We start from the raw sequence: 22265 nt of genomic DNA, 5'->3' as shown, positions 1-22265 counted from the left end.
CATGCACCGGGTCAGGCGACTCTGTTGTGCAACGCGCAGGAATGTCATGCTGCGCCACAACAGGACGCTGAACGGCTTCATGTCGGTCAACGCCACTTCACGCGATTCCGCTGAGTCACGCACAGATGCAGGACACGACGACTGTCGAAACCCTCATCGTCGGGGGAGGGGCCGTAGGGCTATGCTCCGCGATCGCCTTGCGCGAGGCGGGCCGTCACGTCGTGTTGATCGAAGCCAGGCACGTCGGCGCGGGCGCATCCCACGGCAACTGCGGCACGATCACGCCCAGCCACGCGGGCCCGCTCGCGCAACCGGGCATGATCCAGAGCGCACTGCGCATGATGTTGCAGCCCGATGCACCGCTGTATATCCGTCCGCGTATCGATCCGCTGTTGTGGCGCTGGCTGCTGCGCTTCGCCGCACGTTGCAACGTGCGCGACTTCGAACACAGCGCGCGCGCGAAGGGCGCGTTGCTCAATGATTCGCGCGTGCGGTTGGGCGAATGGATCCGCGACCTCGCGCTGGAATGCGAATTCGTCGAATCCGGCGAGGACTACGTGTTCCGCGACGCGCGGCGCATGGCGCACGACTACAGCGAAGCGCCCTTGCTGCGCGATCTCGGCGTGCAGGTCGAGGTGTTCGACGGCGCCGAGTACGAAGCGCTCGAACCGGCGTTGAAACCCGGTGTCGCCGGCGCGATTCGTTTCGCCGGCGACGCCGCACTGCGCCCCGATCGCTACGTGGACGAACTCGCGCGCGCATTCCGCGGAAAGGGCGGGCAGATCGTCGAAGGCTGCGCGCTGCAAGCGATCGAACGCGACGGCGATGCATGGCGCGTGCGCACCTCCACCGGCACCTGGCGTGCGCGCGAAATCGTGTGCGCGCTCGGCGCATGGACGCCGCGCCTGGCCGAAGCGATCGGGCTCGCCGGTTTGCGCGGCGCGATGCAGCCGGGCAAGGGCTATTCGATCACCTACGATCCGCCGGCGCGCGTGCCGAAGCATCCGCTGGTGTTGCGCGAACGCCAGGTGTGCGTGACGGCGTGGCCGAGTGGGTATCGGCTCGGCAGCACGATGGAGTTTTCCGGCTTCGACGACACGCTCAATGCGCGGCGCCTGTCCGCGCTCGAACGCGGCGCGGCGGAATACCTGCACGAACCCGTTGGCCCGGTCGTACGCGAGCGCTGGTTCGGCTGGCGCCCGATGACCTGCGACGACATCCCGATCATCGGCCCGGTGCCGCGCCGCGAAGGCATCTGGCTCGCGACGGGCCACGGCATGATGGGCATCGGCATGAGCACCGGCACCGGTCAACTCATCGCCGACCTGGTCACCGGGCGCACGCCTGCGATTGATCCTGCGCCCTACGCACCTTCACGGTTCGCTTGAGAATAAACTCCGGCGTCATGGACGCCATCTTCGAGCTGCATCGCGGCACCGCGCCGCTCCTGGTCAGCCTGCCGCACGACGGCAGCGCCATTCCACCCGCGCTAGCAGCGCGCATGGTCGAACGGGCGCGCATCGCACCCGACACCGATTGGCACGTGGCGCGACTGTACGAAGTCGCGCGCGCACTCGGTGCGTCGATCCTGCGGCCGCGCCATTCGCGCTACGTCGTCGATCTCAATCGACCGCCCGACGACACCTCGCTGTACCCGGGCCAGAACACGACGGGCCTGTGCCCGGCGGTGCAATTCACGGGAGATCCGGTGTATCTCGAAGGGCAGGCGCCGGACGAAACCGAAATCGCGCAACGCGTGGAGACGTACTGGCGCCCGTATCACGAAGCGCTGCAAGGCGAGTTGCGTCGCCTGCGCGATGCGCACGGCCGCGTCGTGTTGTGGGAAGGCCACACGATCCGCGGCAGCGACTTGCCGTTCCTGTTCGACGGGCGCTTGCCGGATCTCAATCTCGGCACGTCCGGCGGCGCGAGTTGTTCGCCCGCGTTGCAGGCGAAGCTGGAAAGCGTGCTCGCTGCGCAGAGCGAATTCGACTGGGTGAGCAACGGGCGCTTCAAGGGCGGGTACATCACGCGCCACTACGCCGCGCCCGGCGACGGCATCGACGCCGTGCAACTCGAAATGAGCCAGCGCCTTTACATGGACGAGGATTCGTTCGAGTACGACGCGGTGCGTGCGGCCCGCGCGCAGGATGTGATCCTGCGATTGCTCGCGGCAGCGATCGCCCGATGATAAAAAAAGGGCGGCCCGGAAGCCGCCCTTCTTCGTGTCGCCATCGCGCGCGCGTTACGGCGCGCCCGCAACCTTCGCGTTCGGACCGATGTACTTGTCCAGGAACGTCTGCATGCGGCGGTAAAGCTCCGCGATGTTCTGCGGATTGGCGAACCCGTGGCCTTCACCGTTGCCCAGCATCACTTCCGGGGTCTGGCCGGCGTCCTTGAGCGCGCCTTCCATCGCACGGAACTGGTTCATGCCGACGTTGTCGTCGGCCTTGCCGTGGACCAGCATCACCGGCACCTTGATTTCCTTCGCGCGCTTGGCGGGCGACTGCGTGGCCAGCGCCGCCATGTCGGTACCGAGCGAACGCGCGTACCACCGTTCGATGTCCTCGGATTCGGTTTCCTTGCTCCTGCTGAGCAGCGGCAGGTCGTACACGCCTACGTAGCCGATGGCGCACTTGTACATGCCGGGGTTGAGGATCGGCTGCATCAACGCCGAGTAGCCGCCGAAGGAGGCGCCGTACATGCAGATGCGGTTCGGATCGGCGAGCTTCTGGTCGATCGCGTACTGCACGCCGTCGGTGATGTCGTTCTGGATCATCCCTCCCCACTGCTTGAAGGCCTGGTTCGAGAATTTGTCACCGCGGCCACTGGAGCCGCGATAGTTGACCTGCAGCACCGCGTAGCCGCGGCTGGCGAGGAACTGCACGTCGTCTTCCCAGCCCCAGGTGTCGGAAACACCGAACGGGCCGCCGTGGGGCATGACCACGAGCGGCTGCGGGCCGGGCGCCGCACCGACCGGTGCGGTGTAATAGCCGTACACCTTCGCGCCATCGCGGGTGGTGAACTCGACCGGCTTCATCTGCGCGACCTGCTTGCCTTCCAGCCAGGGCCTGCGCGCGCCGATCTGGACGATCTTGTTGCCGTTGGCGCGGTCGAGCACGTAGTAGTCGCCGGGCGCGCGGTCGCTGGCCGTCCAGAACAACAGCTTCTGGTCGTCGCGCGTGAACTGCAGGAAATACACCATCCGGCCCTTGAAGCGCTGCATCAGGCCCGCGTGCAACTTTGCCCACTCGCTGTTCGGGTCGAAGTACTGCACGGCGGGGCCCGGCGAGGTGTAGGTCACGCCGAAGGGCACGCCCTTGCGGCCGCCCGTCATGATCGTGCCGACATCCACGCCGTCGCGGCCCACGATCTTGGTGCGCGTACCGGCGGCCAGATCGATCTTGTAGAGCGTCGTGGCTTCCTGGTCGTCCGAGACGCGCGCATAGAGGGTGTTGTTGTCTTCGGCGATGTATCCGCCTTCGATTGCGTAGCCGGCGATCGACTTCGGGAGCGGCGTCCACGGCGAGGAAGGCGTCGGGCGGTACGACATGCGCGGCACGCCATCCTTGGACTGCGAGTAGGCCACGCGCGCGATGCCGTCGTGGTCCCAGACCAACTGGCTGTCGACGTCGCCGTCCTTGATGCGTTCGATTTCCTGGCGTGCGCCGGTGCGCGTGTCCACCTTGAACACGACGGTGTCGCCGTCTTCGCCGCACTGCGAGGGCCAGCAGTAGAACTTGACCAGCGCCTTGCCCGGCTCCTTGTCGAGCGCGCCGGCCATGATGGCCCAGCCCATGTCCTTGTTGCGGCCGGTGCGTGCACCGTCGTCCGGGATGAAGGCGAACAGAGTGCGCTGCTTCTTGCCGGTGATGTCGGTCGACATCAGTTCGCCGAGGTTGCTCTTGAACTGCTCGAGCGGGAAGCGCTTGGCGCGCTGCACGGTGACCTGGTCGTCGTCGGTCCAGGTCACGTCCATCACGTGCGAGTTTTGGCCGAAGCGCAGCGTCTGGACGGTCGAGCCATCCTTGACGCGCGCGATCTGCAGGTTGGTTTCCTTGCCGTCCACGGACGGCACGGCCAGGGCGATGTATTCGCCGGTGGGCGACAGCGCGACCTCGTCGAGGTCGGGATACCTTGCGAAATCCTCGACCGGAATCTGTTGGGCCATCGCGGGTGCGGCGACGAACGCGAGCGCGCCGAGCCAGCGCGCAAGTGTGGTGCGATGCATTGCGGACTTCCTGTGCTGAGCCTCTCCCCGAGGCGAGCGCAAGGTTACCGAACCGACGGGCGGCGCACCATGGTGGTGCGCTTCCGGTAGCGGATCACACCTCGAGGGTGGCGAGATCGCCCTTGGCTTCGAGCCAAATCTTGCGATCGCCAGCGCGTTTCTTGGCCAGCAACATGTCCATGAGCGAGCGCGTCTCGCCGTCGTCATCGACCGTGAGCTGCACCAGGCGGCGCGTGTCGGGGTGGATGGTCGACTCGCGCAACTGCTGCGGGTTCATTTCGCCCAGGCCCTTGAAGCGGGTGACGTGCACCGCGCCCTTGAGCTTCTCGCGTTCGATGCGTTCCAGCAGCAGGCGCTTTTCTTCTTCGTCCAGTGCGTAGAACACCTGCTTGCCCACGTCGACGCGGAACAATGGCGGCATCGCGACGAACACGTGTCCCGCGCCGACCAGCGCGGGGAAGTGCTTGAGGAACAGCGCGGTGAGCAGCGTGGCGATGTGCAGGCCGTCGGAGTCGGCGTCGGCGAGGATGATGACCTTGCCGTAGCGCAGGCCCGTGATGTCGTCCTTGCCCGGATCGCAGCCGATGGCGACCGCGAGGTCGTGCACTTCGGTGGACGCCAGCACGCTGCCGGAGGCGACTTCCCAGGTGTTGAGGATCTTGCCGCGCAGCGGGAGGATCGCCTGGAAATCCTTGTCGCGTGCCTGGCGCGCGCTGCCGCCCGCCGAATCGCCTTCGACCAGGAACAGCTCGGTGCGCGAGAGATCCTGCGAAATGCAGTCGGCGAGCTTGCCGGGCAGGGCGGGGCCCTGCGTGACCTTCTTGCGGACGATCTGTTTCTCGGTCTTCAGGCGCGCGCTGGCGCGTTCGATCGCCAGCTGCGCGATGCGCGCGCCCATTTCGGTGTGCTGGTTCAGCCACAGCGAGAACGCATCGTGCGCGGCGCCTTCGACGAAACCGGCGGCCTGGCGCGACGACAAACGTTCCTTGGTCTGCCCGCTGAACTGCGGGTCGGTCATCTTCACCGACAGCACGAAGGCCACGCGGTCCCACACGTCTTCCGGCGCGAGCTTCACGCCGCGCGGCAGCAGGTTGCGGAAATCGCAAAACTCGCGCAGCGCATCGGTGAAGCCGGTGCGCAGGCCGTTGACGTGCGTGCCGTGCTGCGCGGTGGGAATCAGGTTGACGTAGCTTTCCTGCACCAGCTCGCCCTCGGGCAGCCATGCGACGGCCCAGTCGACGACCTCGGTGTCCTTCTTCAGCGAACCGACGAACAACTCCGGCGGGAGGATCTCGCGCTGGCCTTCGGCGTTGAGCTCACCGCGCAGGTAATCGCGCAGGCCATCTTCGTAGAGCCATTGCACGCGTTCGCCGGTGGCTTCGTCGAACAGGCCGACCGTCAAACCGGGGCACAACACGGCCTTCGCGCGCAGCAGGTGCTTCAGCGAGCGCAGGTTGAATTTATTGGTGTCGAAATACTTCGCGTCGGGCCAGAAGCGCAGGCGCGTGCCCGTGTTCTTCTTGCCGACCGAGCCGACGACTTCCAGCTTTGACGTGCGATCGCCGTTGGCGAAGCCCATCTTGTATTCGTTGCCGTCGCGTTTGATGAAGACTTCGACCTTCTTCGACAGCGCATTGACCACGCTCACGCCCACGCCGTGCAGGCCGCCGGAGAAGGTGTAGTTCTTGTTGCTGAACTTGCCGCCCGCGTGGAGGCGCGTGAGGATCAGCTCGACGCCCGGGATCTTCTCCTCGGGGTGGATGTCCACCGGCATGCCGCGGCCGTTGTCGGAGACCTCCGCGCTGCCGTCGCTGAACAACACGACTTCGATGGTGTCGGCGTGGCCGGCCAGGGCTTCGTCGACGGCGTTGTCGACCACTTCCTGGGCGAGGTGGTTCGGGCGCGCCGTGTCGGTATACATGCCGGGGCGGCGTTTGACCGGATCGAGCCCGGACAGGACTTCGATGTCGGCGGCGTTGTAGCGGGAATTCATCGCGTGCGGGGGTTCCGGTCGTTCGTCACGCAGGATAGCGTGAACGGCCCGGCGCAGGCCGGGGTCGCGGGTCGGGCCCGCTACCGGTAGACTACGGCTTTCCGGAAGCCCGCTTTCCCATGACGCCTCCAGTTTCCAGGACGCCGCTCGTATTCGTCACGGGCGGCGTGGTCTCCTCGCTCGGCAAGGGCATCGCCGCGGCCTCGCTGGCCGCCATCCTCGAAGCGCGCGGCCTGCGCGTGACGATGATGAAGCTCGACCCCTACATCAACGTCGATCCGGGCACGATGAGCCCGTTCCAGCACGGCGAGGTGTACGTCACCGACGACGGCGCCGAAACCGACCTCGACCTCGGCCACTACGAGCGCTTCATCCGCGTGCGCCTGTCGCGGAAGCACTCGGTCACCACCGGCCGCATCTACGAGAACGTGATCCGCAAGGAGCGCCGCGGCGACTACCTCGGCGGCACCGTGCAGGTCATCCCGCACATCACCGACGAGATCAAGCGTTGCATCGACGATGCGACCGCCGGGTTCGACGTGGGCCTGGTCGAGATCGGCGGCACGGTGGGCGACATCGAGTCGCTGCCCTTCCTCGAAGCGATCCGCCAGATCCGCACCGAACGCGGCCCCGAGGGCGCGCAGTTCATGCACCTCACCCTGGTGCCCTACATTGCCGCTGCCGGCGAGCTGAAGACCAAGCCGACGCAGCACTCAGTGAAGGAACTGCGCTCCATCGGCATCCAGCCCGACATCCTGCTGTGCCGCAGCGAGCAACCGCTGCCCGACGGCGAGCGCCGCAAGATCGCCTCGTTCACGAACGTGCCGGAGAAGGCGGTCATCTCGGCCGTCGACCTGGACAACATCTACAAGATCCCGATGTGGCTGCACGCCCAAGGGCTCGACAGGATCGTCGTCGAGCGGCTGGCCCTGTCGGGCAAGGCGAAGGCCGAGGCCGACCTCTCCGAATGGGAAGCCGTCGTCGATGCCGCCGAGCATCCGGTCGACGATGTCACCATCGCGGTCGTCGGCAAATACGTCGACCACCAGGACGCGTACAAGTCGCTCGCCGAGGCGCTCAAGCACGGCGGCCTGCGCCAGCGCACGCGCGTGCGCCTGAAGTGGATGGAATCCTCGGACGTCGAGAAGGACGGCGCGAAGGCGCTCGAAGGCGTCGACGGCATCCTCGTGCCCGGTGGCTTCGGCGATCGCGGCTTCGAAGGCAAGGTGATGACCGCGCGTTACGCGCGCGAGCACCAGGTCCCGTACTTCGGCATCTGCTACGGCATGCAGGCGGCGGTGGTCGACTACGCACGCCACGTGCTCCACCTGTCCGACGCCAATTCCACCGAGAACGACAAGCGCAGCGAACATCCGGTGATCGGCCTGATCACCGAATGGCGCACGGCGACGGGCGATGTCGAACGCCGCAACGAAGAAAGCGATCTTGGCGGCACGATGCGCCTGGGGTTGCAGGACCAGCGCGTCAAACCCGGCACGCTCGCGCACAAGCTGTACGGCAAGGATGTCGTCGGCGAACGCCATCGCCATCGCTACGAGTTCAACAACCGCTATCGCACGCAGCTCGAGGACGCGGGCCTGGTCATCAGCGCGAAATCGATGGACGACCTGCTCGTGGAGATGGTCGAACTGCCGCAGGCCACGCACCCGTGGTTCCTTGCGTGCCAGGCGCACCCGGAATTCCTGTCCACGCCGCGCGACGGCCATCCACTGTTCGTCGGCTTCGTCCGCGCCGCGCGCGAACACAAGGCCGGTGGCCGGCTGTTGAAGGAGGCGAGCGCATGAAGCTCGCGCATTTCGAGGTCGGCCTCGACAAACCGTTCTTCCTCATCGCCGGTCCGTGCGTCATCGAATCGATGCAGTTGCAGCTCGATACCGCGGGCACGCTGAAGGAAATCACCAGCGAGCTCGGCATTCCCTTCATCTTCAAGTCCAGCTTCGACAAGGCCAATCGCACGTCCGGCACGAGCTTCCGCGGCCCCGGGCTGGAAGAAGGTTTGAAAGTCCTGGCCGAAGTAAAGCGCCAGCTCGGCGTGCCCACGCTGACCGACGTCCACGAATACACGCCGATGAATGAAGTGGCGAGCGTGGTCGACGTGCTGCAGACGCCGGCCTTCCTGTGCCGCCAGACCGATTTCATCCGCAATGTCGCCAGCGCCGGCAAGCCGGTGAACATCAAGAAGGGCCAGTTCCTGTCGCCGTGGGAAATGAAGCACGTCGCCAACAAGGCGAAGGAAACCGGCAACGAACAGATCATGGTCTGCGAGCGCGGCGCGAGCTTCGGCTACAACAACCTCGTCAGCGACATGCGTTCGCTGTCGGTGATGCGCGACACGCATTGCCCGGTGGTGTTCGACGCCACGCATTCGGTGCAGTTGCCCGGCGGCGCGGACGGCAAGAGCGGCGGGCAGCGTGAATTCGTGCCGGTGCTCGCGCGCGCGGCGATGGCCGTGGGCATCGCGGGCATCTTCATGGAAACGCACCCCGATCCGGACAAGGCGCTCAGCGACGGTCCCAACGCGTGGCCGCTGCCGAAGATGCGCGCGTTGCTCGAAACGCTGCTGGAAATCGACCGGATCACGAAGAAGAACGGATTCCTGGAAAACACACTGACCCAATGACAACCATCGCAAAGATCCACGCGCGCGAAATCCTCGACAGCCGCGGCAATCCCACCCTCGAAGCGGAGGTCACGCTCGCCGACGGCAGCTTCGGCCGCGCGATGGTGCCTTCGGGCGCCTCGACGGGTACGAAGGAAGCGGTCGAACTGCGCGACGGCGACAAGACGCGGTACCTCGGCAAGGGCGTGAAAACCGCGGTCGCCAACGTCAACACCGCGATCGCCAATGCGCTGCACGGTTTCGAAGGCGACCAGGAAGCGCTCGACCGCCGCCTGATCGACCTGGACGGCACCGAGAACAAGGGCCGCCTGGGCGCGAACGCGCTGCTCGCTGTGTCGCTCGCCAATGCGCATGCGGTCGCCGCGTCGCGCAAGCTGCCGCTGTGGCAGTCCTTGTCCAACGGCGCAGCCGTCGAGCTCCCCGTGCCGATGATGAACATCGTCAACGGCGGCGCGCACGCCGACAACAACGTCGACCTGCAGGAATTCATGGTGTTGCCCGTCGGCTTCGATTCGTTCGCCGAATCCCTGCGCGCCGGAACCGAGATCTTCCACGCGCTGAAGTCGGTGCTGAAGGGCCGCGGCCTGAGCACGGCGGTCGGCGACGAAGGCGGCTTCGCGCCGGACCTGCGTTCGAACGAGGAAGCGCTGGAAACCATCCTCGAGGCGATCGGCAAGGCCGGTCATCGCGCCGGCGAAGACGTGGTGCTCGGCCTGGATGTCGCCTCCAGCGAATTCTTCGAGAACGGCAAATACAACCTCACCGGCGAAGGCAAGCGCCTGACGTCGGAACAGTTCGTCGATTTCCTCGCCGGCTGGTGTGCGCAGTATCCGATCATCACGATCGAAGACGGCATGGGCGAACACGACTGGGCCGGCTGGAAGCAGCTCACGCAGCGCCTGGGCGAGAAGGTGCAGCTGGTCGGCGACGATCTGTTCGTCACCAATCCGCGCATCTTCAAGGACGGCATCGAGCAGGGCGTCGCCAACGCGATCCTGATCAAGGTCAACCAGATCGGCACGCTGACCGAAACCCTGGAAGCCATCGCGATGGCCGACAAGGCGCGTTACGCGGCCATCGTCTCGCACCGTTCGGGCGAAACCGAGGACACGACGATCGCCGACATCGCGGTGGCCACCACCGCGACGCAGATCAAGACCGGTTCGCTGTGCCGCTCCGATCGCGTGGCCAAGTACAACCAGTTGCTGCGCATCGAAGAGCAGCTCGGCCCCGCGGCGCGTTACGCCGGCCGCAACGCGTTCGTGTCGCTGAGGCGCTGAGGCCGCGATGCGCGCCGGCGGCACCTCGCGTGTGATCGCGGCGCTCATCGTGCTGCTGGCCGTGCTGCTTGCGTGGCTGCAGTACAAGCTGTGGTTCGGGCAGGGCGGCGCGGGCCAGGTGCAGGCGCTGTCCACGCAGGTGCAACACCAGGCGCGCGACAACACCGGCCTGCGCCAGCGCAATGCCGAGGTCGCGGCGGAAGTCGAGGATCTGAAGTCGGGCGAGGCCGCGGTGGAAGAGCGCGCGCGCAGCGAGCTGGGGATGATCAAGCCGGGCGAGACTTTTTATCGCGTGGTGGAACCGAGTTCGGCGTCGAGCGCCCCCGCAACGCCGGCCGCGGCCGAAGACGGCGAGCAGGAAAAGCAAGACGAGGACGGCCAGTGATCTGGGCGATCGTGCCTGCCGCCGGGCGCGGCACGCGTTACGGCGGCGCCGTTCCCAAGCAATATCTCGACATCGCCGGCGTGCCGCTGATCGCGTATTCGCTCAGTGCGGTGCTCTCGCACCCGTCCGTCGGCGGTGTGATGGTGGTGCTCTCGGAAGACGACACCGCGTGGCCGGGCTGGACGGAAATCGATGGCAAGCCCGTGCGTACGTGCGTGGGGGGCAGCGAGCGCTGCGATTCGGTGCTCGCGGGCCTGGCGGCATTGCCCGACGACGTGCGGCCCGACGATTTCGTACTCGTGCACGATGCGGCGCGCCCGCATTTGCGCGCGTCCGACCTGGAGCGCTTGCTGGACCTGGGCCGCGGCGACCCTGTCGGCGCCATCCTCGCCGCGCCCGTTCGCGACACGCTGAAGCGCGCGGGCAACGATGGCGGCATCGATGCCACCGAATCGCGCGATCGTTTGTGGCGCGCGCTGACACCGCAATTGTTCCGTCGCCTGCAACTCACGCGCGCCCTGGAAGCGGCGCGCAACGCGGGCCTGGTGGTCACCGACGAATCGATGGCGATGGAGCGCCAGGGCCATCGCCCCCTGCTGGTCGAAGGCAGCGACGACAACCTGAAAGTCACGACGCCCGCCGACCTGCCGCTCGCCGAATTTCTCCTGCGCCTGGCGCGCGAACGTCGCATGCCCGGGGCCACGCCATGAATGTCCGCATCGGCAGCGGGTTCGACGTCCACGCCTTCGGCCGCGGCGATCACGTGATGCTCGGTGGCGTGCGCGTTCCGCACGATCGCGGCGTGATCGCGCATTCCGACGGCGATGTCGTGCTGCATGCGCTGTGCGATGCGATGCTCGGCGCGATGGCGCTGGGCGACATCGGCAAACATTTCCCGCCGAGCGACGCGCGCTGGAAAGACGCCGACAGCCGCCTGTTCCTCCGCCATTGCCGCGCGTTGCTAGCGCAACATCGCTGGACGCTCGGCAACGCGGACATCACGGTGATCTGCGAGCGTCCGCGCATCGGGCCGCACGCAGGTGCGATGCGCGGCCTGATCGCCGCCGATCTCGGCGTGGCGGTGGACGCGATTTCGATCAAGGCGACGACCACCGAAACACTCGGCTTCACCGGCCGCGGGGAAGGCATCGCCGCGCAGGCGGTGTGCCTGCTCGTGCGCGAGTGAGCGTGCACGCATTCGGCGCGCCCGTGCTGCGGGCGCGGATGCGCGCGACGCCGGAGGATTTCCGCGTCGACGAACTCGATGGCTTCGAAGCGAGCGGGGCCGGCGAACATCTTCTGCTGACCATCGAGAAGCGCGGCATGAACACCGCGTTCGCCGCGAAACGGTTGGCGCAATGGGCGGGCATCGCCGAACTCGGCGTGAGCTACGCGGGCCTCAAGGATCGCAACGCGGTGACGACGCAGCGCTTCAGCGTGCACCTGCCGAAGAAGATCGCGCCGGACCTGGCCGCCCTGGAATCCGACGACATGCACGTGCTGCAGTCGACCTGGCATTCGCGCAAGTTGCCGCGCGGCGCGTTGGCCGGGAACCGCTTCGTGCTGACGTTGCGCGACATCGACGGCGAACGCAGCGCGATCGAAGGCCGCCTGCGCGCGATCCAGGCGCGCGGCGTGCCGAACTTCTTCGGCGAACAACGCTTCGGCCGCGAAGGCGACAACGTGGCGCAGGCGCTGCAGATGTTCGCGGGGCGTCGCGTGAAGCGCGAGCAACGCACCATGTTGCTGTCGGCGGCGCGTTCGGCGTTGTTCAACGACGTGCTCGAACGGCGCGTGGCGGAGGAAACCTGGGACCGCGCGATCGACGGCGATGTGTGGATGCTCGACGGTTCGCGCAGTGTCTTCGGGCCGGAACCCCTCGACGATGCGCTGGCCGCCCGTCTGGCCGCGTTCGACATTCATCCGACCGGGCCGCTGTGGGGGGAAGGCGAATTGCGCACGACCGGTGCGGCGCGTGCCTTGGAAGAAGCCGCATTGGACGACGCGAAGTCGCGCGAAATACGCGCAGGCCTCGAAGCCGCCCGACTGAAACAGGAGCGGCGCGCGCTGCGCCTGCGACCGCAGGCGATGGCGTGGGACTGGATCGCGAACGACGGATTGCGGCTGACCTTCGAATTGCCGCCGGGCAGTTACGCGACGACGGTCCTCGGGCAGATCGGCGACATCGCCTAACGCTTCGGCGCCAGCAACACCAGCACCGCGCCGGTGCCGCCCTGGTTCGTCGGCGCCGATGCGAACGCCAGGACCTCCGATCGATGCCGCAGCATCCGATCGACCAGGTTCTTCAACGCCGGCGTCTTGCTGTCGCTGTTCAGGCCCTTGCCGTGGATCACCTTCACGCAGCCGAACCCATGCTGCCGCGCATGGACCAGGAACTCGCGCAGCATCGCTTCGGCGTGCTTCGCATCGGTCCAATGCAGGTCGAGTTCCTCCTGCGCCGCGTATTCCCCGCGACGCAACCGCTGCAACGTGCGCGCCGGCACCGAGTCCCGCCGATACGACAGCGCATCCCCCGCTTCCAGCGCATCGGCGGACATCGCGCGTCGGAACTCGCTCAACGCCTGCGCTTCGTCACGCGCGGCCATGCGCGCGGCGGGGCGGGGCCGCGGCTTCGGCGGCGGCGCGGGCTGCGTCGGCAATTCGCGCACGGGGCCGATCGCGTCGCGGAACAACGCGGCGTCGTCGACCGGTTCGGGCGGCGGCTCGGGATGCGACTTGCGGACCATGCCGCAAGCCTACTTCAGTCATCGGCTATGATGCGGTGGACGCCGGAAGGACAACTGCTTTGCGCGTATTGGTCAGCAACGACGATGGTGTCGACGCCCCCGGCATCCGGATCCTCGCCCAGGGGCTACGCGATGCAGGGCATGCCGTCACCGTGGTCGCGCCCGACCGCGACCGCAGCGGCGCCAGCAATTCGCTCACCCTGGACGGCCCCGTGCGCGTGGTCGCGATGGAAGACGGTCGCTTCAAGGTCTACGGCACGCCCACCGACTGCGTGCACGTGGCCATCACCGGCATGCTCCAGGAAGAGCCGGACATCGTCGTTTCCGGCATCAACACCTCGGCGAACATGGGCGACGACGTCATCTATTCGGGCACCGTCGCCGCCGCGATGGAGGGCCGCTTCCTCGGGCTGCCCGCGGTCGCGATGTCGCTCGCATCGTCCGACCACGATGGGCGCCATTACGAAACCGCCGCGCGCGCCGCGGTCGAGATCATCGCGCGCCTGGCCACCGACCCGCTGCCGGCCGACACGATCCTCAACGTGAACGTGCCCGACCTTGCGTGGGAGGACGTGCGCGGTTTCGAAGTCACGCGCCTGGGCAACCGCCATCGCGCCGAGCCCTGCGTGCCGCAACAGGATCCGCGCGGCCGCACGTGGTGGTGGATCGGCGCCGCCGGCCCCGAACAGGACGCAGGCCCGGGCACCGACTTCCACGCCGTGCGCACCGGCCATATCTCCATCACGCCGATCCACGTCGACCTCACGCGCTACCAGGCGCTGGAACAGGTCGCGAGCTGGGTGGGCGGTCTTGCCGCTTCCCTGGAGGAGGATCGCACGTGACCGCGCGCATCCGCCTGCAGCCCGAGGCGATCGGCATGGGCATGACCTCGCAGCGCGTGCGCGATCGGTTGATCGAACGCCTGCAGGCCACCGGCATCTCGGACGACCGCGTACTCAATGCGATCCGCGCGGTACCGCGCCATCTGTTCGTCGATGAAGCCCTCGCCACGCGCGCCTACGAAGACACCGCGCTGCCGATCGGCCACGGGCAGACGATTTCGCAGCCGTGGGTCGTCGCGAAGATGACCGAAACCTTGCTAGAACATCCCGATCGGAGCGGGGGGCGCCCCCCGGGTTCGCCGCCGATGCGCGTGCTGGAAATCGGCACGGGCTCGGGCTACCAGGCCGCGATCCTCGCCGCGCTGGGCCTGGAAGTGTTCACCGTCGAGCGCATCGGCGAATTGCTGCGCACGGCGCGCAAGCGCTTCCGTTCGCTCGGCTTCAACATCCGCAGCAAGCACGACGATGGCCGCATCGGCTGGCCGGAACTCGCGCCGTTCGACGCGATCATCGTCACCGCCGCCGCGCCCGCGCTCGTCGATGCGCTCACCGCGCAGCTAGCGCCGAATGGCACGCTCGTCTGCCCGGTCGGCGGCAGCAGCGGGCAAACCCTGATCCGCCTGCGCAAGGATGAAGCCGGCATCGTCGACGAAGCGCAGCTCGCGCCCGTCGTATTCGTGCCGCTGTTGCCAGGGATGGTGGACTGACGCATGAAGCTGTTCGGTCCGCTCTACGAACGCACGCTCGCGCTCGCACGCCACAAACGCGCGACGACGTGGCTCGTCGTGCTGAGTTTCTTCGAAGCGATCATCTTCCCGGTCATGCCCGAAGTGATGCTGCTGCCGATGTGCGTGGCGGCGCCGCGGCGCGGGTTCTGGTTCGCGGGGCTGAGCCTGGCCGGTTCGATGGTCGGCGCGGTGCTCGGTTATTACCTGGGGCACTACGCGTTCGAAGCGCTCAAGCCGATGTTCGCCTCCCTCGGCATGTTGCACGGCATCGAATCGGGCATCGCGCTGGTGCACGCGAAGATGATCGAATCGCCATGGGCGGTGTTCTGGATGCTGGTACTCGCCGGCTTCTCGCCGATTCCGATGAAGGTGTTCACCTGGTCCTCTGGCGTGGTCGGCGTGCCGATGCTGCCGTACCTGGCGAGCATGTTCGTCGGCCGCGGCAAGCGCGTGTTCCTGCTGGCGTTGCTCATCCGCCTGGGCGGCGAGCGCGCCGAACGCATGTTGCACAAATACATCGAGCCCATCGGCTGGTTCGCGCTGGTGCTGCTCGCAGGCCTGGTCGGTTTCCTGGTGTGGAAGGCGCGCGGCGGATGAAACCCTCGATCCTTCGAATCGGAATGATGGCGGGCTGCGCGCTCGCGCTCGCCGCGTGCGGCAGCAGCACCGTGTACCGCACGAATGCGCCGGCGTCGCCGCCGCCCCGCGTGTCGACGCCCAAGCAGGGCCAGTCGGTCGTGGTGAACCGCGGCGACACGATGTACGGCATCGCGTTCCGCAACGGCATCGACGTGCGCGATCTCGCCGCGTGGAACGGCGTCGGCGCGCCCTACACCATTTATCCCGGGCAGCATCTGCGCCTGTATCCGAAGGGGGCTTCGTCGGTGGTCACGACGAAGCCTTCGCGGCCCGTGACGCCGACACCGACGTCACCCAAGCCCGCCGCGCCCGCACCGCGCCCCGTGCCGCCGCCGCCCGCGGCGAGCCCGATCGCATGGACGTGGCCGGCCAATGGCCAGATCCTCAACGGTTACGTCGCGGGCGAACCGACGAAGCAGGGCATCGACATCGCCGGCAGCGGCGGCGATCCGGTGCGCGCGGCGGGCGATGGCGTGGTCGTGTATTCGGGTGCCGGGCTCGTCGGTTACGGCGAGCTGATCATCGTCAAGCACAACGACGCCTGGCTCTCGGCGTACGGCCACAACCGCAAGCGCCTGGTCAACGAAGGCCAACTGGTGAAGGCGGGGCAGCAGATCGCGGAGATGGGCCGCACGGGCGCGGCGCGCGAAATGGTGCACTTCGAAATTCGCTACAACGGCAAGCCCGTGGATCCGCAAACGTACTTGCCCAAGCGCTGAGCGCTCAACGCGGGAACACGAACCCCGCGACCACCCGCCGCCCTTCGCCCGCCAACACGCTGTACGTGCGCGCGACCGCGGCGTTGTCCATGACTTCGAAACCGATGCCCTGCGACAGGCAAGCATGCAGCACGGCCGCCGACGGAAACACCTGGCGCGGGCCCGTGCCCAGCAGGATCAACTCCGGTTGCAGCGCGAACAGCGGCGCCAGATCGCCGGGTTCCATGGCCGTCGCATCGGTGACGGGCCAGTCTTCGACCAGCGCCTCGGGCGCGATCACGAAGCTGGCGCTGATCTCGCGCTCGTTGACGAGCGCGTGGCGGCCATCGGCGCCGCGCAGGTAGAAGGTGTAGTCGGGTCGTTCGAGATTCAGCTGCATGCCGGGCGAACCTGGATCAGCCCCGCGGCAGCACGATCTGCCGCTTGTCCTTGCTCGGGCGGTACAGCACGGCGGTGTGGCCGATGCGCTGGACCAGCGCGGCGCCGGCGCGTTGCGCCAGGTCGGCGATCATCGCGTCGCGGGTTTCACGGTCTTCCGCGCCCACTTTCACCTTGATCAGCTCGTGCTGTTCGAGGGCGTTGATGACTTCCGTCACCAAGGAATCGGTGATTCCCTTGCCCCCGACCTGGAGTATGGCATTCAGGTCGTGCGCCTGGCCACGGAGGAAACGGGTCTGCGCGCTGGTCAACTGAACTGCGGACGGCATTGGACAATCGCGGGGGATGAACGGGGGAGGGGCAGGGTATCATGGCGACCCAGAGGACCCCCGCGCATGGCAACCCGCAGCAAGTCCAGCCAGCGCTGGTTGAAGGAACACTTTTCCGACCCCTTCGTGAAGAAGGCCCAGGCCGAAGGGCTGCGCTCGCGCGCGGCCTACAAGCTCGAGGAACTGGTCGAACGCGACCGCCTGCTGAAGCCCGGCATGGTGGTGGTGGACCTCGGCGCGGCGCCCGGCGGCTGGTCGCAATGGGTGCGCGCGGAGCTCGACCGGCTGTCGCACAACGGCACCCAGGACCCCGGCCGCGTGATCGCGCTGGACATCCTGGAGATGCCCGGGCTCGCCGGCGTGGAGTTCCTTCATGGCGATTTCAGGGAGGATGCCGTGTTATCGGCACTGGAAGACGCCCTTGGCGGGAAGCCGGTCGACCTTGTGTTGAGCGACATGGCCCCCAACAAGAGTGGCGTGGATGCGGTGGACCAACCGCGGGGCATGCACCTGGCCGAGCTGGCGATGGAATTCGCCGACGGCCACCTCAAGCCCGGCGGTACGTTCCTGATCAAGCTGTTCCAGGGCGTGGGGTTCGACGAATACGTAAGGCAGCTGCGGCGGCGTTATGCCAAGGTGGCGATTCGCAAACCGGCGGCCTCGCGCAAGCGGTCGCCGGAGGTTTACGCCCTGGCGCAGGGCAAGCTGGCCGGAAGGCCGGCCAACTGAATGATGTGATCGCGACCCCGTCGCGGAGTACAGGATGAACGACTTGGCCAAGAATCTGATGTTGTGGGTGGTCGTCGCCGTCGTGCTGATGGTGGTGTTCCAGAGTTTCAGCCCGAAGATGGGCGGCGGCCAGGAAGTCGTCTATTCCCAGTTCCAGTCGGATGTCGTGAACGACAAGATCAAGTCGGTCGACATCGGCGAGGACGAGAAGACGATCGAATTCGAGCGCAAGGACAGCACGAAGGGCAAGACCATTGCCCCGCGTCGCGACGAGCGCCTGGTCGACGATCTGATCAACCACAAGGTCGACATCAAGCAGGCGCCGCCATCCAGCGGCATCTCGCTGCTCGGCATCCTGATCAACATCGGTCCGTTGCTGCTCTTCATCGGCATCTGGATCTACTTCATGCGCCAGATGCAGCAGGGCGGCGGCAAGGGCGCGATGTCCTTCGGCCGTTCGCGCGCCAAGCTGCTCAACGAAGACCAGACCAAGGCCACCTTCGCGGACGTCGCCGGTTGCGACGAGGCGAAGGAGGAAGTCGCCGAACTCGTCGAGTTCCTGCGCGACCCCGGCAAGTTCCAGAAACTCGGCGGCAAGATCCCGCGCGGCGTGCTGATGGTCGGTCCCCCGGGCACCGGCAAGACGCTGCTCGCCCGCGCGATCGCTGGCGAAGCCAAGGTGCCCTTCTTCTCGATCTCCGGTTCGGACTTCGTCGAAATGTTCGTCGGCGTCGGCGCGAGCCGCGTGCGCGACATGTTCGAACAGGCCAAGAAGCACGCGCCGTGCATCATCTTCATCGACGAAATCGACGCGGTCGGCCGCCATCGCGGCGCGGGCCTCGGCGGTGGGCACGATGAGCGCGAGCAGACGCTCAACCAGTTGCTGGTCGAGATGGACGGGTTCGAGGGCGGCGAAGGCGTGATCGTGATCGCCGCGACCAACCGTCCCGACGTGCTCGATCCGGCGCTGCTGCGCCCGGGCCGTTTCGACCGCCAGGTCACCGTCGGCCTGCCCGACGTGAAGGGCCGCGACCAGATCCTCCGCGTGCACATGCGCCGCGTGCCGCTGGCCGACGATGTCGAAGCGATGACCATCGCGCGTGGTACGCCGGGCTTCAGCGGCGCCGACCTCGCCAACCTCGTGAACGAAGCGGCGCTGTTCGCCGCGCGCGAGAACGCGAAGGACGTGCGCATGGAGCACTTCGACCGTGCGCGCGACAAGATCCTGATGGGCACCGAGCGCCGTTCGATGGCGATGAGCGAGCAGGAAAAGACGCTCACCGCGTATCACGAGGCCGGCCACGCCATCGTCGGGCGCCTGATGCCGGAACACGATCCGGTCTACAAGGTCACGATCATTCCGCGCGGCCGCGCGCTGGGCGTGACGATGTACCTGCCCGAAGGCGACAAGTATTCGTACAACCGCACGGCCATCGAATCGATGCTGTGCTCGCTGTACGGCGGCCGCGTCGCCGAAGAGCTGATCTTCGGCAACGACAAGGTCACCACGGGTGCCTCGAACGACATCGAGCGCGCGACCAAGATGGCGCGCAACATGGCGACCAAGTGGGGCCTGTCGGATGAACTCGGCCCCATCGCGTACGGCGAGGAAGAAGACGAAGTGTTCCTGGGCCGCTCGGTCACCCAGCACAAGAACGTTTCGGACGACACCGCGCGCAAGATCGACGAAGTCGTGCACGGCATCCTCGACAAGGCCTACGCCCGCACCAAGCAGATCCTGACCGAGAACCTCGACAAGCTGCACGTGATGGCGAAGACGCTGCTGGAGTACGAAACCATCGACGTGCCGCAGATCGACGCGATCATGGAAGGCCGCGAACCGCCGCCGCCGATGGGCTGGACGCGCAACAACAAGGGCGAAGCGCGCCCGCTGCCGCCGATCGGCGGTCCGGCGGCGCAGACCTGAACCCGGTGCGGCCGCAGTGCTACGGCAAATGCGTTGATTGAACGACAGGGCTCCCTCGGGGGCCCTCGTCGTTTGTGGATCGTCCAGGGATCGATTGTTGTAGCTTCAGTCCCGACCGTCGCGGAGTTCGCATGCCCGACATCACTGCCCGCCTGCGCACCACCTTGTCGGAGTTCCGTCGCCGACGCGTCTTCCGTGTCGCCGCGGTGTATCTCGTCGTCGGGTGGGTGCTGGTGCAGGTCGCGGATGCGACGTTCGAACCGTTGGGTTTCCCGGCGTGGGCGCCCCGCCTGCTGATCGTGATGCTCGCGCTGGGGTTCGTGCTTGCGCTCGCGCTGGCATGGATCTACGACATCCAGCCGCATGGCATCGAACGCACGCCCGCCTTGCCGGATGCGGACGATGCGCAAACGCCCGCGCGCCGCGCGAGCGACCAGGCGCCGACGCAACCGGTGGCGCCGCCGCCGGACGCCTCCGTCGCGATCCTCCCGTTCTCCGACATGTCCGAGGCGGGCGACCAGGATTATTTCTGCGATGGCCTGGCCGAAGAGATCCTCAACGCGCTCGCGAAAGTGCGCGGCCTGCACGTCGCTTCGCGCACGGCGTCGTTCCGCTTCCGCGACGGCAGCGCGACGCCCGCCGACATCGGCCGCGAACTGCACGTCGCCGCGATCATGGAAGGCAGCGTGCGCAAGGCCGGGGACCGCGTGCGCGTCACCGCGCAACTGGTCAACGCGTCCAACGGCTACCACCTGTGGTCGGAGAACTTCGACCGCAACCTCGCCGACATCTTCGCGATCCAGGAAGAGATCGCACGCAACGTCGTCAATGCCGTGCGGCCGACCCTGCAGGCGCCGGTCGCTTTCGACCTGCAGAAACGCGCGCCGCGCGACATGCGCGCTTACGAGTTCTACCTGCGCGGCCGCCAGGCCAGCGCGCGCATGACCGAAATCACGATGAAGCAGGCACCGTCGATGTTCCGGCGCGCGATCGAACTGGACCCCGAATACGGGCAGGCCTACGCGGGCCTCTCCGATTCGCTGTGCGAGCTGATGCTCTGGCGCATGGTGAATCCCGACAGCGGTGCACTGGAAGAAGCGCGCGCGGCCGCGCACAAGGCGCTGGACCTCGACCCGGACCTCGCCGAGGCGCACGTCGCCAAGGGCCACTCGCTGATGATCGCCGGCGACCACGACGGCGCGACGGAAGCCTTCGAACATGCGCTGAAACTCGACCCGGAACTCTACGTCGCGTATTACTTCTATGCGCGCCACTGCTTCACGCAGGGAAATTACGCGCGCGCCGTCGACCTGTTCGTCGCCGCGCACCGCGTGCAGCCCGATGAATTCCAGGCCCTCGCGCTCGCGGTCAACGCAGCCGAAGCAGGCGGCGACCAGGAGCGCAAGCAGAAGCTCGCCATCGAAGGCCTGGCGTGCGCCAGCCACCAGGCGCACATCGACCCCGAGAACGCACGCGCGCACTACATGACCGCCGGCCTGATGCAGCACCTGCGCGTCGGCGACAACGGGCACGCGGAGATGGCGTATGCGTTGCGCATCCGCCCGAACGACTTCGACGTGCTCTACAACGGTGCCTGCTTCCATGCGCTCGACGGCGACGCGGAGCGGGCGATCGAGTTGCTGGAGCGGGCCGTGGAGCACGGCGAAGGCTCGCTGGACTGGATCGAACACGACTCCGACCTGTGGACGCTGCGGCCGTATCCGCGCTTCGAGGCGATCGTGGCGCAGTTGCGCGCGAGCGGTTGAGCCTTTAAAAACGTTCCATGTTCGACACCACTCCGCAACTGGATTGCAACGGCCGCGTCGTGCGCTTCGACCGCACGCGCGTGATGGGCATCGTCAACGCCACACCGGATTCGTTTTCCGATGGCGGCGAGCATGCGAGCCCGCAGGCGGCAATCGCGCATGGCATCCGCCTGGCGGAGGAGGGCGCCGACATCCTGGATGTCGGGGGTGAATCCACGCGCCCCGGCGCCGACGAAGTGCCGCTCGAAGAAGAATTGCGCCGCGTGATCCCGGTGATCGAAGGGTTGGTACGCGCGACGTCGCTTCCGATCAGCATCGATACTTCGAAGCCCGAGGTCATGCGCGCCGCGGTCGCCGCGGGTGCGGGCATGATCAACGATGTGTACGCGCTGCGTCGCGAAGGCGCGCTGGAGGCCGCCGCATCGCTCGGTGTGCCGGTCGTGCTCATGCACATGCTCGGCGAGCCGCGGTCGATGCAGGAAGCGCCGGTGTACGACGACGTCGTGGCCGACGTGCATCGCTTCCTCGCCGAGCGCATTTTCGCGGCAGAAATGGCGGGGATCGCGAAGTCGCGCATCGTGGTCGATCCGGGGTTCGGGTTCGGCAAGAACCGCGACCACAACCTGGCGTTGCTCGCGCGGCTGGAGACGATCGCCGAACTCGGCGTGCCGGTGCTTGCGGGCCTGTCGCGCAAGAAGACGATCGGCGATCTGACCGGTCGTGCGGATCCGCACGAACGCGTTGCAGGCTCGGTGGCCGCGCACCTGCTGGCCGCGCAGCGGGGTGCGCAACTGGTGCGCGTGCACGACGTGGCGCCGACGGTGGATGCGTTGAAGGTCTGGGCGGCCGTCGCTGCGCAGCCGGCGGTGCGGGCGCGGGAAGCGAAGCCTGCGATTCGTTGGCCCGACGAAGATTGAGCAGTTCCCGGCGT

General features: G+C 67.1%; 22 protein-coding genes. 17 read left to right on the top strand and 5 right to left on the bottom strand.

What is annotated here, in order from left to right; genetic code table 11:
- The first annotated feature begins 125 nt into the window (after positions 1-125).
- Positions 126-1388: an NAD(P)/FAD-dependent oxidoreductase gene (locus ACXJJ8_RS03870; RefSeq protein ID WP_499027059.1), complete on the top strand. Its 1263-nt coding sequence runs from the start codon at positions 126-128 to the stop codon at positions 1386-1388.
- Positions 1389-1405: 17 nt separating this feature from the next.
- On the top strand, positions 1406-2191 hold the full coding sequence (gene hutG, locus ACXJJ8_RS03865) for an N-formylglutamate deformylase (RefSeq protein ID WP_499027058.1): 786 nt from the start codon (positions 1406-1408) through the stop codon (positions 2189-2191).
- A 54-nt stretch (positions 2192-2245) separates the two neighbouring features.
- On the opposite strand, the gene ACXJJ8_RS03860 is transcribed toward hutG, so the two are convergent.
- Together ACXJJ8_RS03860 and parE are read right to left on the bottom strand one after the other, a co-directional pair.
- Complete coding sequence (locus ACXJJ8_RS03860) at positions 2246-4231, bottom strand: alpha/beta hydrolase family protein (protein WP_499027056.1); 1986 nt, start codon at positions 4229-4231, stop codon at positions 2246-2248.
- A 94-nt stretch (positions 4232-4325) separates the two neighbouring features.
- On the bottom strand, positions 4326-6224 hold the full coding sequence (gene parE / locus ACXJJ8_RS03855) for a DNA topoisomerase IV subunit B (RefSeq protein ID WP_499027054.1): 1899 nt from the start codon (positions 6222-6224) through the stop codon (positions 4326-4328).
- A gap of 119 nt (positions 6225-6343) precedes the next feature.
- Between parE and pyrG the strand changes: the two genes are divergently transcribed.
- Genes pyrG through truD form a run of 7 tightly spaced genes read left to right on the top strand, consistent with a single transcriptional unit; the run spans position 6344 to position 12723 of the window.
- Positions 6344-8029, top strand: a complete 1686-nt coding sequence (gene pyrG / locus ACXJJ8_RS03850) for a CTP synthase (RefSeq protein WP_499027052.1) — start codon at positions 6344-6346, stop codon at positions 8027-8029.
- The gene (kdsA, locus tag ACXJJ8_RS03845; RefSeq protein WP_499027050.1) at positions 8026-8865 is read left to right on the top strand and encodes a 3-deoxy-8-phosphooctulonate synthase; all 840 of its coding nucleotides are present in this window, start codon (positions 8026-8028) and stop codon (positions 8863-8865) included. The genes pyrG and kdsA overlap by 4 nt, the downstream gene beginning before the upstream one ends.
- The gene (gene eno, locus ACXJJ8_RS03840) at positions 8862-10145 is read left to right on the top strand and encodes a phosphopyruvate hydratase (RefSeq protein ID WP_499027049.1); all 1284 of its coding nucleotides are present in this window, start codon (positions 8862-8864) and stop codon (positions 10143-10145) included. Before kdsA ends, eno begins: the two co-directional genes overlap by 4 nt.
- Positions 10146-10152: 7 nt before the next feature.
- Entirely contained in the window at positions 10153-10530 is a 378-nt protein-coding gene (gene ftsB, locus ACXJJ8_RS03835) for a cell division protein FtsB (protein ID WP_499027048.1), read from the top strand.
- Positions 10527-11240 carry a 2-C-methyl-D-erythritol 4-phosphate cytidylyltransferase gene (ispD, locus tag ACXJJ8_RS03830; protein ID WP_499027046.1) on the top strand — a complete coding sequence of 238 codons (714 nt, stop codon included), beginning with the start codon at positions 10527-10529 and terminating at the stop codon, positions 11238-11240. The genes ftsB and ispD overlap by 4 nt, the downstream gene beginning before the upstream one ends.
- The gene (gene ispF / locus ACXJJ8_RS03825; protein WP_499027044.1) at positions 11237-11716 is read left to right on the top strand and encodes a 2-C-methyl-D-erythritol 2,4-cyclodiphosphate synthase; all 480 of its coding nucleotides are present in this window, start codon (positions 11237-11239) and stop codon (positions 11714-11716) included. Before ispD ends, ispF begins: the two co-directional genes overlap by 4 nt.
- Positions 11713-12723 carry a tRNA pseudouridine(13) synthase TruD gene (truD, locus tag ACXJJ8_RS03820; protein ID WP_499027042.1) on the top strand — a complete coding sequence of 337 codons (1011 nt, stop codon included), beginning with the start codon at positions 11713-11715 and terminating at the stop codon, positions 12721-12723. The genes ispF and truD overlap by 4 nt, the downstream gene beginning before the upstream one ends.
- Here the strand turns inward: truD and ACXJJ8_RS03815 are convergent.
- Positions 12720-13277 (bottom strand): Smr/MutS family protein, encoded by a 558-nt coding sequence (locus ACXJJ8_RS03815; RefSeq protein ID WP_499027041.1) that lies wholly within the window; start codon positions 13275-13277, stop codon positions 12720-12722. The two genes, truD and ACXJJ8_RS03815, sit on opposite strands and share 4 nt — an antisense overlap.
- A 59-nt stretch (positions 13278-13336) precedes the next feature.
- Here ACXJJ8_RS03815 and surE point away from each other — a divergent pair, with 59 nt between their 5' ends.
- The 4 genes from surE to ACXJJ8_RS03795 are packed head-to-tail and all read left to right on the top strand — an operon-like array spanning position 13337 to position 16205.
- Complete coding sequence (gene surE / locus ACXJJ8_RS03810) at positions 13337-14119, top strand: 5'/3'-nucleotidase SurE (RefSeq protein WP_499027039.1); 783 nt, start codon at positions 13337-13339, stop codon at positions 14117-14119.
- Positions 14116-14826, top strand: a complete 711-nt coding sequence (locus tag ACXJJ8_RS03805; RefSeq protein ID WP_499027037.1) for a protein-L-isoaspartate(D-aspartate) O-methyltransferase — start codon at positions 14116-14118, stop codon at positions 14824-14826. The genes surE and ACXJJ8_RS03805 overlap by 4 nt, the downstream gene beginning before the upstream one ends.
- Positions 14827-14829: 3 nt before the next feature.
- On the top strand, positions 14830-15444 hold the full coding sequence (locus tag ACXJJ8_RS03800) for a YqaA family protein (RefSeq protein ID WP_499027036.1): 615 nt from the start codon (positions 14830-14832) through the stop codon (positions 15442-15444).
- Entirely contained in the window at positions 15441-16205 is a 765-nt protein-coding gene (locus ACXJJ8_RS03795) for a peptidoglycan DD-metalloendopeptidase family protein (RefSeq protein ID WP_499027035.1), read from the top strand. The genes ACXJJ8_RS03800 and ACXJJ8_RS03795 overlap by 4 nt, the downstream gene beginning before the upstream one ends.
- Positions 16206-16209: 4 nt before the next feature.
- Here ACXJJ8_RS03795 and ACXJJ8_RS03790 read toward each other — a convergent pair whose 3' ends face one another.
- Entirely contained in the window at positions 16210-16584 is a 375-nt protein-coding gene (locus ACXJJ8_RS03790) for an Mth938-like domain-containing protein (RefSeq protein ID WP_499027034.1), read from the bottom strand.
- A gap of 16 nt (positions 16585-16600) precedes the next feature.
- Positions 16601-16912, bottom strand: coding sequence for a ribosome assembly RNA-binding protein YhbY (gene yhbY / locus ACXJJ8_RS03785; protein ID WP_499027032.1), 312 nt, complete (start codon positions 16910-16912; stop codon positions 16601-16603).
- A 66-nt stretch (positions 16913-16978) separates the two neighbouring features.
- Here yhbY and rlmE point away from each other — a divergent pair, with 66 nt between their 5' ends.
- From rlmE to folP, 4 genes are all read left to right on the top strand, one after another.
- Positions 16979-17641 carry a 23S rRNA (uridine(2552)-2'-O)-methyltransferase RlmE gene (gene rlmE / locus ACXJJ8_RS03780; RefSeq protein WP_499027030.1) on the top strand — a complete coding sequence of 221 codons (663 nt, stop codon included), beginning with the start codon at positions 16979-16981 and terminating at the stop codon, positions 17639-17641.
- A gap of 34 nt (positions 17642-17675) precedes the next feature.
- Positions 17676-19568, top strand: coding sequence for an ATP-dependent zinc metalloprotease FtsH (gene ftsH / locus ACXJJ8_RS03775; protein ID WP_499027029.1), 1893 nt, complete (start codon positions 17676-17678; stop codon positions 19566-19568).
- Between the two features lie 131 nt (positions 19569-19699).
- Positions 19700-21334 carry a TPR end-of-group domain-containing protein gene (locus tag ACXJJ8_RS03770; RefSeq protein ID WP_499027028.1) on the top strand — a complete coding sequence of 545 codons (1635 nt, stop codon included), beginning with the start codon at positions 19700-19702 and terminating at the stop codon, positions 21332-21334.
- A 17-nt stretch (positions 21335-21351) separates the two neighbouring features.
- Positions 21352-22251 carry a dihydropteroate synthase gene (folP, locus tag ACXJJ8_RS03765; RefSeq protein WP_499027026.1) on the top strand — a complete coding sequence of 300 codons (900 nt, stop codon included), beginning with the start codon at positions 21352-21354 and terminating at the stop codon, positions 22249-22251.
- Positions 22252-22265: the final 14 nt, after the last annotated feature.

It is taken from the genome of Lysobacter sp. P5_C4, from assembly GCF_054049695.1.
Note: the sequence above shows the minus strand (reverse complement) of the source record. Positions and strands in the feature narration are given on the sequence as shown.

What these genes read in the sequence shown, in the direction of transcription:
- ACXJJ8_RS03870 (WP_499027059.1), top strand. Translation starts at nt 126, where the DNA reads ATGCAGGACACGACGACTGTCGAAACCCTCATCGTCGGGGGAGGGGCC.
- hutG (WP_499027058.1), top strand. Translation starts at nt 1,406, where the DNA reads ATGGACGCCATCTTCGAGCTGCATCGCGGCACCGCGCCGCTCCTGGTC.
- ACXJJ8_RS03860 (WP_499027056.1), bottom strand. Translation starts at nt 4,231, where the DNA reads ATGCATCGCACCACACTTGCGCGCTGGCTCGGCGCGCTCGCGTTCGTC.
- parE (WP_499027054.1), bottom strand. Translation starts at nt 6,224, where the DNA reads ATGAATTCCCGCTACAACGCCGCCGACATCGAAGTCCTGTCCGGGCTC.
- pyrG (WP_499027052.1), top strand. Translation starts at nt 6,344, where the DNA reads ATGACGCCTCCAGTTTCCAGGACGCCGCTCGTATTCGTCACGGGCGGC.
- kdsA (WP_499027050.1), top strand. Translation starts at nt 8,026, where the DNA reads ATGAAGCTCGCGCATTTCGAGGTCGGCCTCGACAAACCGTTCTTCCTC.
- eno (WP_499027049.1), top strand. Translation starts at nt 8,862, where the DNA reads ATGACAACCATCGCAAAGATCCACGCGCGCGAAATCCTCGACAGCCGC.
- ftsB (WP_499027048.1), top strand. Translation starts at nt 10,153, where the DNA reads ATGCGCGCCGGCGGCACCTCGCGTGTGATCGCGGCGCTCATCGTGCTG.
- ispF (WP_499027044.1), top strand. Translation starts at nt 11,237, where the DNA reads ATGAATGTCCGCATCGGCAGCGGGTTCGACGTCCACGCCTTCGGCCGC.
- ACXJJ8_RS03815 (WP_499027041.1), bottom strand. Translation starts at nt 13,277, where the DNA reads ATGGTCCGCAAGTCGCATCCCGAGCCGCCGCCCGAACCGGTCGACGAC.
- ACXJJ8_RS03800 (WP_499027036.1), top strand. Translation starts at nt 14,830, where the DNA reads ATGAAGCTGTTCGGTCCGCTCTACGAACGCACGCTCGCGCTCGCACGC.
- ACXJJ8_RS03795 (WP_499027035.1), top strand. Translation starts at nt 15,441, where the DNA reads ATGAAACCCTCGATCCTTCGAATCGGAATGATGGCGGGCTGCGCGCTC.
- ACXJJ8_RS03790 (WP_499027034.1), bottom strand. Translation starts at nt 16,584, where the DNA reads ATGCAGCTGAATCTCGAACGACCCGACTACACCTTCTACCTGCGCGGC.
- yhbY (WP_499027032.1), bottom strand. Translation starts at nt 16,912, where the DNA reads ATGCCGTCCGCAGTTCAGTTGACCAGCGCGCAGACCCGTTTCCTCCGT.
- rlmE (WP_499027030.1), top strand. Translation starts at nt 16,979, where the DNA reads ATGGCAACCCGCAGCAAGTCCAGCCAGCGCTGGTTGAAGGAACACTTT.
- ftsH (WP_499027029.1), top strand. Translation starts at nt 17,676, where the DNA reads ATGAACGACTTGGCCAAGAATCTGATGTTGTGGGTGGTCGTCGCCGTC.
- ACXJJ8_RS03770 (WP_499027028.1), top strand. Translation starts at nt 19,700, where the DNA reads ATGCCCGACATCACTGCCCGCCTGCGCACCACCTTGTCGGAGTTCCGT.
- folP (WP_499027026.1), top strand. Translation starts at nt 21,352, where the DNA reads ATGTTCGACACCACTCCGCAACTGGATTGCAACGGCCGCGTCGTGCGC.